Origin of the sequence: Bradyrhizobium sp. (genome assembly GCF_004799405.1) — a bacterium.
GTDB lineage: Bacteria > Pseudomonadota > Alphaproteobacteria > Rhizobiales > Xanthobacteraceae > Bradyrhizobium.
Window position 1 is genome coordinate 1 of sequence record NZ_SSMW01000095.1, and the last position, 10,925, is coordinate 10,925.

Annotated in this window: 14 protein-coding genes; 7 read left to right on the top strand and 7 right to left on the bottom strand. The window is 62.0% G+C overall.

Annotation, left to right across the window (positions count from 1 at the left end):
• Positions 1-364: 364 nt before the first annotated feature.
• Together E7813_RS15455 and E7813_RS15460 are read left to right on the top strand one after the other, a co-directional pair.
• Entirely contained in the window at positions 365-1,051 is a 687-nt protein-coding gene (locus tag E7813_RS15455; protein WP_291575305.1) for a cyclase family protein, read from the top strand.
• An 83-nt stretch (positions 1,052-1,134) separates the two neighbouring features.
• The gene (locus tag E7813_RS15460) at positions 1,135-1,512 is read left to right on the top strand and encodes a VOC family protein (RefSeq protein ID WP_291575307.1); all 378 of its coding nucleotides are present in this window, start codon (positions 1,135-1,137) and stop codon (positions 1,510-1,512) included.
• Between the two features lie 255 nt (positions 1,513-1,767).
• On the opposite strand, the gene E7813_RS15465 is transcribed toward E7813_RS15460, so the two are convergent.
• From E7813_RS15465 to E7813_RS15475, 3 genes are all read right to left on the bottom strand, one after another.
• Positions 1,768-2,229 (bottom strand): DUF488 domain-containing protein, encoded by a 462-nt coding sequence (locus E7813_RS15465; RefSeq protein ID WP_291575309.1) that lies wholly within the window; start codon positions 2,227-2,229, stop codon positions 1,768-1,770.
• 12 nt (positions 2,230-2,241) lie between these two features.
• Entirely contained in the window at positions 2,242-3,066 is an 825-nt protein-coding gene (locus tag E7813_RS15470) for a DUF72 domain-containing protein (protein WP_291575310.1), read from the bottom strand.
• 171 nt (positions 3,067-3,237) lie between these two features.
• Entirely contained in the window at positions 3,238-3,414 is a 177-nt protein-coding gene (locus tag E7813_RS15475; protein ID WP_291575311.1) for a hypothetical protein, read from the bottom strand.
• A gap of 191 nt (positions 3,415-3,605) precedes the next feature.
• On the opposite strand from E7813_RS15475, the gene E7813_RS15480 reads away from it, so the two are divergent.
• Positions 3,606-3,962, top strand: coding sequence for a hypothetical protein (locus E7813_RS15480; RefSeq protein WP_291575312.1), 357 nt, complete (start codon positions 3,606-3,608; stop codon positions 3,960-3,962).
• A 38-nt stretch (positions 3,963-4,000) separates the two neighbouring features.
• Here the strand turns inward: E7813_RS15480 and E7813_RS15485 are convergent, their stop codons facing one another.
• Together E7813_RS15485 and E7813_RS15490 are read right to left on the bottom strand one after the other, a co-directional pair.
• Positions 4,001-4,279, bottom strand: a complete 279-nt coding sequence (locus E7813_RS15485) for a hypothetical protein (RefSeq protein WP_291575313.1) — start codon at positions 4,277-4,279, stop codon at positions 4,001-4,003.
• A 41-nt stretch (positions 4,280-4,320) separates the two neighbouring features.
• Complete coding sequence (locus E7813_RS15490; RefSeq protein WP_291575315.1) at positions 4,321-4,524, bottom strand: hypothetical protein; 204 nt, start codon at positions 4,522-4,524, stop codon at positions 4,321-4,323.
• 71 nt (positions 4,525-4,595) lie between these two features.
• Here E7813_RS15490 and E7813_RS15495 point away from each other — a divergent pair, with 71 nt between their 5' ends.
• The 4 genes from E7813_RS15495 to E7813_RS15510 all read left to right on the top strand — a co-directional run bounded on the left by E7813_RS15495 (position 4,596) and on the right by E7813_RS15510 (position 9,016).
• Positions 4,596-5,729 (top strand): glycosyltransferase family 2 protein, encoded by a 1,134-nt coding sequence (locus E7813_RS15495; RefSeq protein WP_291575317.1) that lies wholly within the window; start codon positions 4,596-4,598, stop codon positions 5,727-5,729.
• A gap of 22 nt (positions 5,730-5,751) precedes the next feature.
• Positions 5,752-7,254, top strand: a complete 1,503-nt coding sequence (locus tag E7813_RS15500) for a glycosyltransferase family 39 protein (RefSeq protein ID WP_291575319.1) — start codon at positions 5,752-5,754, stop codon at positions 7,252-7,254.
• A 383-nt stretch (positions 7,255-7,637) separates the two neighbouring features.
• The gene (locus E7813_RS15505) at positions 7,638-8,816 is read left to right on the top strand and encodes a tlde1 domain-containing protein (RefSeq protein WP_291575321.1); all 1,179 of its coding nucleotides are present in this window, start codon (positions 7,638-7,640) and stop codon (positions 8,814-8,816) included.
• A gap of 53 nt (positions 8,817-8,869) precedes the next feature.
• Entirely contained in the window at positions 8,870-9,016 is a 147-nt protein-coding gene (locus E7813_RS15510; RefSeq protein WP_291575323.1) for a hypothetical protein, read from the top strand.
• A 14-nt stretch (positions 9,017-9,030) separates the two neighbouring features.
• On the opposite strand, the gene groL is transcribed toward E7813_RS15510, so the two are convergent.
• Together groL and E7813_RS15520 are read right to left on the bottom strand one after the other, a co-directional pair.
• Positions 9,031-10,677: a chaperonin GroEL gene (gene groL / locus E7813_RS15515; RefSeq protein ID WP_291575324.1), complete on the bottom strand. Its 1,647-nt coding sequence runs from the start codon at positions 10,675-10,677 to the stop codon at positions 9,031-9,033.
• 36 nt (positions 10,678-10,713) lie between these two features.
• Positions 10,714-10,925, bottom strand: a 212-nt coding sequence (locus E7813_RS15520) for a co-chaperone GroES (RefSeq protein ID WP_291575325.1), incomplete at its 5' end; no start/stop codon positions are given.

Here is a 10,925-nt window from a genome sequence, read left to right on the forward strand (position 1 = left end):
GCGGACGGCGAAGTCGTGTGGTCCTGACACCCCGACGCTGGTGTCAAGTTGGCGGAAGCAATATCCGCCGGCGACGGTGACAACAAAGCCCGGTCACCGGGGAGAGCACGAAGGAAACCGTTAAAACCATTGCGCGGGGAATGCCGGGTGATTCCAGTGTGACCGTGGTGACTGTTACTGGCATGGCTTGTTTTTCTGCCCTGCCAGGCTGCGGGCGCATTGGGCGCCCAGCATTCCCTGCGCCCTTTGGGCCAGAACATAAATGCACCACCCGGGCGCATCGCGCCGCGGGATCGCGGACGCATATCTTGCAGACAGGCCGAAAAACCGCCAGCATTCGCGTCCCGGGAGGAGGGGACCCATCGTGAAGATCGTCGATCTCAGCCGTGAGCTCTACCACCGCACCCCGAGCTATCCCGGCCATCCCCCGATCATCCACGGCGTCTGGAAGACCCACGAAGAGTCCTTTGTCGATTCCGGCAACGTGCACGGTCTTGCGTCGATGTTCCTCTCGATGGCCGACCATGGCGGCACCCACATCGACGCGCCCAGGCACTTCGACAGGCGGGGCCAGTCGATGGGCGAATACCCGCTTGAGAAATGTATCGTGCCGGGCATCTGCATCGACCTGCGCCATGTCGCGCCGCGCGCCGAGATCACGCCCGCCGACCTGGAGGCCGCGGTGAAGAAAGCCGGGGTGGCAGTGCCGAAAGGCGGCACCGTCCTGCTCTGCACCGGTCATCACGCGCGCACCTTTCCGCGCAAGGAATATTCGACCGACAATTCCGGCGTCAATGTTGCGGCCACCGAATGGCTGGCCAGACAGGGGATTGTGCATTTCGGCATCGACTCGATGCGGCCGGGGCCGGACGGCAAGGTCAACCTCCTGGTTCACAAAGCGTGTTTCGACCTCGACATCACCCACATCGAGAGCCTGTGCAATCTGGAAGCCCTGCTGGGCGCCGGCCCGTTCACCTTCATCGGCCTGCCGATGAAGTGGCGCGACGGGACGGCCTCTCCGATCCGCGCCGTGGCTGTTTTCGACATATGATATTCCGTGCGAAGCTATCGAGATAAATCGCAGGGCGGCTAACCCGGGCCATTGTTCCGGAAAAACAGCAAAGGAGATGCAGGATGTTTTCGCATGTGATGATCGGGACCAACGATCTGGAAAAGGCCAAGTCGTTCTATGACGCATTGCTCGGCACGCTCGGCATTCCCGAGGGCAGGGTAGATCGTCATCGCGTTTTCTACAGAACCAAAACCGGGACTTTCTCGGTGTCGTTGCCGATCGATGGCAAGCCGGCGACCCCGGCCAACGGCGGCACCATCGGTTTTACCGCCGATTCCGCCGCGCAAGCCGACGCGTGGCACGCGACCGGGATCGCCCATGGCGGCAAGACCTGCGAGGATCCGCCGGGGGTGCGCGAAAGTCCTGCGGGCAAATTCTATCTGGCCTATTTGCGCGATCTTGACGGCAACAAGCTCTGCGCCTTGCATCGGATGGTCTGAGCAGGCGAGGGCCACCGGCCGGCGATCGGAGGGAAGCGGCGAACCCGCCGGGATAACGGCGGCGTGAAAGCCGGGCTCCGCCGGTCCGGATCGACAATGCGTCTCGGCGCGGCCGGCGACATCCGCCATGTCGCCGTGATGTTCGTCGATTTTCGAAGCTTCACGGCGGCGGCGCGGGTGCGGACGCCGCGGCAGGTGGTCGAGCGTCTCGATGGCGCCTTGGATAGGGACACGCCGCCGGGGGGTGATGCGCCTTTAGACCTGCGGGGCGAGCAGGTTCGCGACCTTGACGCCGTCGCGCTCGCCGATGATCTCCGCGATCCACTGCCGATGGCAATGCAGGTGATCGCGCTCGTAGCAGAGGATGCAGACCGGCCCTGATTTCTTGATGAGCTGCGACAGTTCGTCGAGTTCCTCCCTGGCTTGCGCGGTCTTGAGGTGCGCCGCATAGATCCGGTGCAACAGTTCGAACTTGCCGCTGCGCGCGGCCTCGCGGCCGCTCTTTGGCGTGCCGAGCCCGCGCAGGTGCAGGTAGGAAATCCCGCGCTCGTCGAGTCCGGCCGCAAGCTGGTTCTTCGAAAAGCCGGGCCGGCGCGAGGAAGCGACGGCGCGCACGTCGACCAAAAGTTTCACGCCGGCCTGCTCGAGTTCGTCGAGCACCGATTTGGGAGGGGTCTGTTCATAGCCGATGGTGAAGAGTTTCTTGGCCTTGGCCATCGCACGCCCCGATCATTTCACGCGTTCGATCAATTCCATCGCGCCTGCCGGGGCGCGCACCTTGCCTTCGTGGATCACATAGGCGAACACGTCGCGCGGAGTTATCTTTGCGTGGGCGGGATCGACCAGCGGCAGGTCGTCCGGCTCGCCGCCACCGGCCCACGTCTGCAGCCGTTTCGCCCAGGCATCGAGTTCTTTCGGCGGATAGCAGGTCTTGATCTCGTCATTGCCTTTCTGCAGCCGCGCGTAGACGAAATCGCCGACCACATCCGATATCGCGGGGTACTTGCCGTGCTCGGCGAATACCACCGGCGTTTCGAATTGTCGCAGCAGCGCGGTGAAACCGGGCACACAAAAACTGTCGTGCCGCACCTCGACCACGTGACGCAGCGCGCGTCCTTCGAGCTGGCGCGGCAGCAGTTCGAGAAACTTGCCGAAGTCGGCTTCGTCGAATTTCTTGGTCGGCGCGAATTGCCACAGCACCGGGCCGAGCCGGTCGCCGAGTTCCAGCACGCCCTGGTCGTAAAACCGCTTCACGGAATCGCCGGCTTCGGCCAGCACCCGGCGGTTGGTCGTAAAGCGCGACCCCTTGACCGAGAACACGAAACCGTCGGGCACCTCGCGCGCCCATTTACGAAACGTCTCGGGCTTTTGCGAACCGTAATAGGTGCCATTGATCTCGATCGAACTCAGCTTGGAAGCCGCGTATTCCAGCTCCTTTGCCTGGGTCAGTCCGTCCGGATAGAACACCCCCCGCCACGGCGCGAAGGTCCAGCCGCCGATGCCGATATGGATCTTGCCGGCTTTTTTTGAGGAGACTTGCGAGGTTTTTCCCACCGGCTTATCTCGTCACAGAAGAGGAAGGTTCATCGAGTCTAGTCATATTGGCCGCGATTGACCAGTTCGGCACCTTCGACGATGTCTCGGGACGATAAGAAAGTGGCCAATTTGGCCGTTTTTCAATGTTTCAGCGATCATGGCGGTGACGACGCCGACGATGGCGGCAAGTCAGGTTACGACAGTGACCGGCGCCTTTTCCCCGTCGAGCCAATCCTGTTCGTCCGCCAGCGAGCGCCATGCATCTTCCATGCGCTTGTATCGAAGATAGGTGGGATGATCGGGCGCTCGTTCCGCCAGCCGCTGACAATTTTCAGCATTCTCGCGGAAATGATCGGACTGTTTCATGGCTTCCTCCTGCCTTCAAGCTAGGTAGCGGCTCCGAGCGGTCAACGACGGGACCGCATGAAATGTTTGTAAGGATGAGCGATATGCCCGCCGAATGACATCCGGTGCGCGTCGATGAACTCTTGTTGATCGTGCGTCGGCTTACACGGGATCGGCGCCCAAGCTAGTATGTGGAGAAAAGGAGTTCCCGAATGCGGATGGCGATTGCGGCAGCACTGGCGATGACGGCGTCGGCTGTGATCGCCGACGATATCGGCGAGGCCCATCGGCAAGCGCTGGTCGGGCGCGACTCCTACTGGAATTGCCTCGCCCAGGAATATTCGCGCCCCGGCAACAAAAGCCTGTCGGATCAGGAATTCACGTTTCGTATCGCGAGCGCGTGTCCTTCCGAGCGGCAGAATTTCCGGGTTTCGCTGGTGGACTACCTGACCGTGCAATTCCCAGATGTCGATGCGGGCGCCCACATGACGACCGCCAACGACGCCATCGCTTTGGCGCAAAAGGACATCGTGGCGACATTCATCAAGCATCGGTCTGTGGCGAAGTAGCGGGATCGGCGCGAACGCGGAGATGCGGACGCGTGGTCTCAGACCCGCCCTGGAAAATCCTTGCGCATCGCGATCTCGGCAGCGTCAGCCGGCGACAATACCGTCTGGTCGAATGCCGGTTGAGGCTCGGTGAAGATGTCGTACAGCGAAATCGCCTTCACGGGCTTGGCCATCAACTCGCGGATGCATTCGGCAAGCGTACCATGGAAAACGAAATAGGGCCGCGTGTTGCCGTTTAGCCGCTTGTTGTTCACCGAGGGCCACTTTTTCAGGTCCGCGGGAGCGTTGTAGGCGATCGGAGAGCTTTCCCTGAACATGCGTCAGCCTTCGGCGCGCTGCATCCTGTCCGGAATCTAGTTTACGGGTGTAAATACATGCTGAACACCGAAATTCGGGTTCCCCACTTGCGGAATGCCTCGATCGCCACTATGTTGTATTCAACGGCGACGTCGATGCTTAAAAGCTCCGGCGCTGGTACGACCACGGAATAGCTCGGCAGCGCCGGATGTACGCGCGCCCTCTGTTCGTGGTCGTTAGCATTTTTGGAGCCTTTTTGGCCCATTTTGACCCTCCTGACACCACCGGGGAACTGCGGCTTGGCATGTCGGGACGCTGCAGATATACGCTGGCGGCATGAATCAAGCCGCCAGACCTGCTCCCGAAAAGCCACCGCAGGCTGCTGGTTTACCTCAGCTTTCGGTCATCGTCCCGACCTTCAACGAGCGCGACAACGTCACCAGGCTTTATCGGCAGCTGGAAACCGCGCTAACCGGCGTGGGCTGGGAAGTGATCTTTGTCGACGACAATTCTCCTGATGGCACCTGGGATGTGGTGCGCGCGCTGGCGCAGGAGGATTCCCGCGTCCGCTGCATCAGGCGGATTGGGCGGCGCGGCCTGTCCGGCGCCTGCATCGAGGGCATTCTGGCTTCGAGCGCGCCGTTCGCCGCTGTGATCGATGCCGATCTGCAGCACGACGAGACGCAACTGCCGAAAATGCTGGCGCTGCTGCAAAGTGGCGAGGCCGACCTGGTGGTCGGCAGCCGCTATGTCGAGGGCGGCAGCGCCGACAGCTTCAACAGGCAACGTGCGGGCGCCAGCGCGCTCGCCACTGAAGTGGCCAAGCGCGTGCTGCGGGTCAAGATCGCCGATCCCATGAGCGGCTTCTTCGCGATCCGCAGGGATCGCTTCGAGCAACTGGCGCCGCAGCTTTCTACGCAAGGCTTCAAGATACTGCTCGACATCGTTGCCACCGCGCGCGGCAATCTCAGGGTCAAGGAAATTCCCTACAGCTTCGGTTCGCGGCTGCATGGCGAGAGCAAGCTCGATTCCACGGTGGCGCTGGATTTCCTCGGCCTCGTGCTGGCGAAGCTGACCCACGATGTGGTGTCGTTGCGTTTTTTGCTGTTCGCGATGGTGGGCTCGACCGGGCTGTTCGTGCATCTCGCCACATTGTTCGCAGCCCTCGAAATATTCGATCTGCCATTCCCGGAATCGCAGGCCTGCGGCGCACTGCTGGCCATGACCAGCAATTTCATCCTGAACAATTTCCTCACCTACCGCGACCAACGGCTGAGGGGATTTGCGATTTTGCGGGGCCTCTTGCTGTTTTACCTCGTGTGCAGCGTCGGCCTGTTCGCCAATGTCGGCGTGGCTTTCTCGGTGTACGATCAGGAGCCAATCTGGTGGCTGGCGGGTGCTGCGGGCGCGCTGATGGGCGTGGTATGGAATTACGCGATGTCCGGGCTGTTCGTCTGGCGCAAGCAATGATGCTGCCAAAGCCGGGTCCGACGTGAGTCCGAGCGAGGCGCGGCTCGTCCGCAATACCGCCGTCACGATTTTGGCGCTGGTGGCGCTGCGGCTGATGGCTGCCGCCTGGACACCGCTGACCTTCGACGAAGCCTACTACTGGCTATGGTCGAAGCACCTGGCCGGCGGCTATTACGATCATCCGCCCGGCGTCGCGGTGGTGATCCGACTCGGTACCATGATTGCCGGCGACACGGAATTAGGCGTGCGGCTGGTGTCGATCCTGCTGGCGCTGCCGATGAGTTGGGCGGTGTATCGAACCGCGGCGATCCTGTTCGGCGGCCGGCGCGTGGCGGCGACCGCGACGATCCTCTTGAACATTACGCTGACGGCGGCGATCGGCACCCTGATCGTCACGCCGGATGCGCCGTTGCTGGTGGCCTCCAGTTTCGTTCTGTTTTATCTCGCCAAAGTACTGGAGACCGGACGCGGCGCGTGGTGGCTGGCGGTCGGCGCTGCCGTTGGCGCGGCGTTGTTGTCGAAATACACCGCATTGTTTTTCGGCCCGGTGATCCTGATCTGGCTGGGGAGCGTCCCCAAGCTGCGGCGCTGGCTGATCTCGCCATGGTCGTATCTCGGCGGGTTTGTTGCGCTTGCGATATTTTCACCGGTCATTCTCTGGAACAGGGATCACCATTGGATCTCCTTCGTCAAGCAGATCGGCCGCGCCCGGATCGGGGATTTCAGCGCGGCCTTCATCGGCGAGTTGATCCCGACCCAGATCGCTTTCGCAACGCCGCTGGTGTTCATCCTGGGCGCGATGGGTCTCTACGCACTGCTCAAGCGCAATGCCGGCGCTTCTGCGGCGCGGGCGCTGATCAATGCGACGTTCTGGACCATCGTGATCTATTTCATGTGGCACTCGCTGCACGCCCGCGTCGAGGCCAACTGGTTTGCTCCGGTTTATCCGGCGTTCGCGATCGCAGCCGCGGTCGCCGCCAACATCGCGCAATGGGACGCGCGCCGCCAGCGTATCGTGGATTTTTGCGGGCGCTGGGCGTCGCCGGTCGGCATTCTGATGTTTGCGCTATTGGTCGTGCAGGCCGACACCGGCGCACTGCTGGGCTTTCGACGCGACGCCAGCGTGCGCAGCATCGGGGTCGGCTGGCGCGAGCTTGCCGCCGGAATCGAAGCGGTTCGCGCCCGCGTTGAAGCTTCCTGCGTGCTGGCGCCGGATTACGGCACGACCAGCTGGCTTGCGTTCTATTTGCCCAAAGGCACCTGCGTTCTGCAACAGGGCGAGCGTTTCCGCTGGGTCGATATGCCGGAACCGGATCCGGCGCAACTGGCTGGCAAGCTGTTGTTTGTCGATGAGGTGCGTCCCGGTGGACAGCCGCATCTGAAGGAAATTTTTACGCGGGTCGAGGACGTCGGCCAGCTAAAGCGCATGCGCGGACCGCTGACGATCGAAACTTACGAACTCGATCTGCTTGAAAGTCCGAAAGGCGATGTGCTCGACCGCTCCCCGCCGCCGGAACTGCAATAAAATAATCCCCGTTTGCATGATCGGCACGGTCCCAAAATCGGACATTTCTGAGGCGGTAATAAGAGGGTGCCTCGGCGGCGTTCCTGCCCTAGATAAATTCGGCGTCAACCTTCTAAAAAAACCTTTTATTCAGCATGATGGACGCGCGGAACCAGGTTCCATGCATGATTGGATCTGCATGCCTCACATCCGCCCACACTTAATCCGCATTTAACTAAAAGTCGCCTTAATGACGCTCCGCGCCTCTGCGAGATGCTTCCCCGGAACTTTCGACTCCGCGGTACATCGTGCGCAAGTCAGCGTTCGATCGTGCCGTACGCACGCAGATCATCGGACGCTGCCTGGAAGGGGAACGAGGTGGAACGGTTCTGGATGCAAGGCGTATGAGTACCAGTACGAGTGCGTGTTATGGTTTCGCAGCACATCACCGCAAACGTTCATCCCAAAAAGCTTTCCCGCACGCGCTGTTCGCCAGCGCGGCCGTCGGATTCCTTGTGCTGGGTTGTGCGTGGACGGTGTATTCCAATGTTCTCGGCGCCAGCGTCTATCCGACTCTGAGCAGTTCCAATTTTGATTCACCGGTCGTCAAGCGGCCCGCCGCGGTTGCCGCGCGCAGTCCGGCGACAATTATCGACAACGTTTTCGCCGCGCTGCCTGCGCCGATGATTTCCGCGCCGACCACCGTTGCGTCGGGCCCTTCGCTTTCGTTCGAGGACCGGTTTGCAGCAGCAGCGCCGCAAGGCGCACCGTCCCGGGTAGCCGAAACCCCGAAGCCTCCTGATGCTCCCAAACTGGCGGACGCATCGAGGCCGCAGGAAGCGCCCAGGTCATCCCCTGCGTCATCTCCCAGGTCATCTGAAACTCCGAAGCTGCAAGTCGTCGCGTCGCTGCCGCCGGATCGCCAGGTCGCGGCAGCGCCACCACCGGCGGCACGCCCGGCCGATGTCAAACCGGCGAAAGGCGCAGGCGCCTCGCTCAAGGATATGGCGCAGCGCGCCAAGGCAGCGGTCATGTCGATCGCGTCCAACGAGAAGCAAACGATCGTCGAAAAACTCTGGGGCAAGCCGCAACCGCAGCATGGGCCCTCGCTGTTATCGTTTGCGTCAGCCGATGCCAGCCTCACCGGCAGCCTCGGTTCGACCTCAAATCCGGCGCTGGCGGGCAATACGCCGCGCTACGATCAATCCACCGCCGTCTACGACATCGCCGCGCACACGGTTTATCTGCCCGACGGCACCCAGCTGGAAGCGCATTCCGGTCTCGGCTCCGCACTTGACGATCCGCATTCGGCGCGCATCAGGATGCGGGGCGTGACGCCGCCGCATCTCTATGACCTGACCCCGCGCGAGTCGCTGTTTCACGGCGTGCCGGCGCTGCGGCTGAACCCCGTCGGCGGTGAGGATGCGATTTACGGGCGGTCCGGCCTGCTCGCGCATACCTTCATGCTGGGTACCCGCGGCGATTCCAACGGCTGCGTGTCGTTCCGGGATTACAACGCGTTCCTGAACGCCTATCGCAATCAGGGAATCAAGCGGCTCGCCGTGGTGGAAAAAATAGATTGAGCGCCATTCAGCGTTCGCGGAGTCCATCGCCTTTTTGGCGTTCGCAGGGCGCGATGACCAAGATCGGTGGCGTCAAGCACAGCCGCACTTCATATTCGAAATCGGCAAAGGCCGGTATCAGCAAGACGGCCGGGCGCTGGTTGAGTGAAACAAAAACCCCGGCATTGCTGCCGGGGTTTTGCATTGTTGAATTCGCTTGAGCGAATGAATGGATTTAGAAATCCATGCCGCCCATGCCGCCGCCGCCCGGAGGCATGCCGCCACCGCCGCCAGCGTTCTTCTTCGGCAGTTCGGCCACCATGGCTTCGGTGGTGATCAGGAGAGCCGCAACCGATGCCGCGTTCTGGATCGCCGCACGCACGACCTTGGTCGGGTCGATGATGCCCTTCTTGACCAGGTCGCCGTAGGTGCCGGTCTGCGAATCGAAGCCGTGATTATACGAGTCGTTTTCCAGAATCTTGCCGACGATGACGGAACCGTCCTCGCCTGCGTTGATCGCAATTTGGCGCGCCGGCCAGGAGAGCGCCTTGCGGACGATCTCGACGCCGGTCTTCTGGTCGTCGTTGGCAGTCTTGATGCGCTTGAGTTGCTCGGAGGCACGCAGCAGGGCGACGCCGCCGCCCGGTACGATGCCTTCTTCAACCGCGGCACGGGTCGCATGCATCGCGTCATCCACGCGATCCTTGCGCTCCTTCACTTCGACCTCGGTCGCGCCGCCGACGCGGATCACCGCGACCCCGCCTGCGAGCTTGGCCAGACGCTCCTGCAGCTTCTCACGGTCGTAGTCCGAGGTGGTTTCCTCGATCTGCGCCTTGATCTGCGCAACGCGTGCTTCGATGTCGGCCTTCTTGCCGGCGCCGTTGACGATGGTGGTGTTCTCCTTGTCGATCATCACCTTCTTGGCGCGACCGAGCATGGCGAGCGTGACGTTCTCGAGCTTGATGCCGAGATCTTCCGAAATCGCCTGACCGCCGGTCAGTACCGCGATGTCCTGCAGCATCGCCTTGCGGCGATCGCCGAAGCCCGGAGCCTTGACGGCTGCGACCTTCAGGCCGCCGCGCAGACGGTTGACGACCAGCGTGGCCAAAGCCTCGCCTTCGACGTCTTCCGCGACGATGACGAGCGGCTTGCCGGTCTGCACCACGGCTTCCAGCAGCGGAAGCAGTTCGTTCAGGCTGGAGAGCTTCTTCTCGTTGATCAGGATGTAGGCATCGTCCATTTCAACGCGCATCTTGTCGGCGTTGGTGACGAAGTAGGGCGAGATGTAGCCGCGGTCGAACTGCATGCCTTCGACGACGTCGAGTTCGGTCTCGAGCGACTTGGCTTCTTCAACCGTGATGACGCCCTCGTTGCCGACCTTCTTCATGGCGTCGGCAAGGAACTTGCCGATTTCGGCGTCGCCGTTGGCGGAGATGGTGCCGACCTGGGCGATTTCCTCGTTCGAGGTGACCTTCTTGGAATTCTTGACGAGGTCGGCGACCACGGCTTCCACCGCCAGGTCGATACCGCGCTTGAGATCCATCGGGTTCATGCCGGCGGCAACCGACTTGGCGCCTTCCTTCACGATCGCCGCGGCCAGCACGGTCGCGGTGGTGGTGCCGTCGCCGGCAGCATCCGCCGACTTGGAGGCCACTTCGCGCACCATCTGGGCGCCCATGTTCTCGAACTTGTCCTCAAGCTCGATTTCCTTGGCGACGGTGACGCCGTCCTTGGTGATGCGGGGTGCGCCGAACGACTTGTCGAGCACGACGTTGCGGCCCTTGGGGCCGAGCGTAACCTTCACCGCATTGTTGAGGATCTCGACGCCGCGCAACATGCGGTCGCGGGCATCGACGCCGAATTTGACTTCTTTAGCTGACATATTTTGCTTCCTTGAAATTGGTTGGGGAAAAGGCGCTTACGCGGCCTTCTTCTTGGCGGCGGGCAAATCGGTGAGAACGCCCATGATGTCGCTCTCCTTCATGATCAGCAGTTCCTGGCCATCGAGCTTGACCTCGGTGCCGGACCATTTGCCGAACAGCACGCGGTCGCCGACCTTGAGGTCGATCGGGATCAGCTTGCCGGCTTCGTCGCGGCCACCCGGGCCGACGGCGGTGATTTCGCCCTGCG

What these genes read in the sequence shown, in the direction of transcription:
- E7813_RS15460 (WP_291575307.1), top strand. Translation starts at nt 1,135, where the DNA reads ATGTTTTCGCATGTGATGATCGGGACCAACGATCTGGAAAAGGCCAAG.
- E7813_RS15505 (WP_291575321.1), top strand. Translation starts at nt 7,638, where the DNA reads ATGAGTACCAGTACGAGTGCGTGTTATGGTTTCGCAGCACATCACCGC.
- E7813_RS15480 (WP_291575312.1), top strand. Translation starts at nt 3,606, where the DNA reads ATGCGGATGGCGATTGCGGCAGCACTGGCGATGACGGCGTCGGCTGTG.
- E7813_RS15485 (WP_291575313.1), bottom strand. Translation starts at nt 4,279, where the DNA reads ATGTTCAGGGAAAGCTCTCCGATCGCCTACAACGCTCCCGCGGACCTG.
- E7813_RS15510 (WP_291575323.1), top strand. Translation starts at nt 8,870, where the DNA reads ATGACCAAGATCGGTGGCGTCAAGCACAGCCGCACTTCATATTCGAAA.
- E7813_RS15495 (WP_291575317.1), top strand. Translation starts at nt 4,596, where the DNA reads ATGAATCAAGCCGCCAGACCTGCTCCCGAAAAGCCACCGCAGGCTGCT.
- E7813_RS15490 (WP_291575315.1), bottom strand. Translation starts at nt 4,524, where the DNA reads ATGGGCCAAAAAGGCTCCAAAAATGCTAACGACCACGAACAGAGGGCG.
- E7813_RS15475 (WP_291575311.1), bottom strand. Translation starts at nt 3,414, where the DNA reads ATGAAACAGTCCGATCATTTCCGCGAGAATGCTGAAAATTGTCAGCGG.
- groL (WP_291575324.1), bottom strand. Translation starts at nt 10,677, where the DNA reads ATGTCAGCTAAAGAAGTCAAATTCGGCGTCGATGCCCGCGACCGCATG.
- E7813_RS15465 (WP_291575309.1), bottom strand. Translation starts at nt 2,229, where the DNA reads ATGGCCAAGGCCAAGAAACTCTTCACCATCGGCTATGAACAGACCCCT.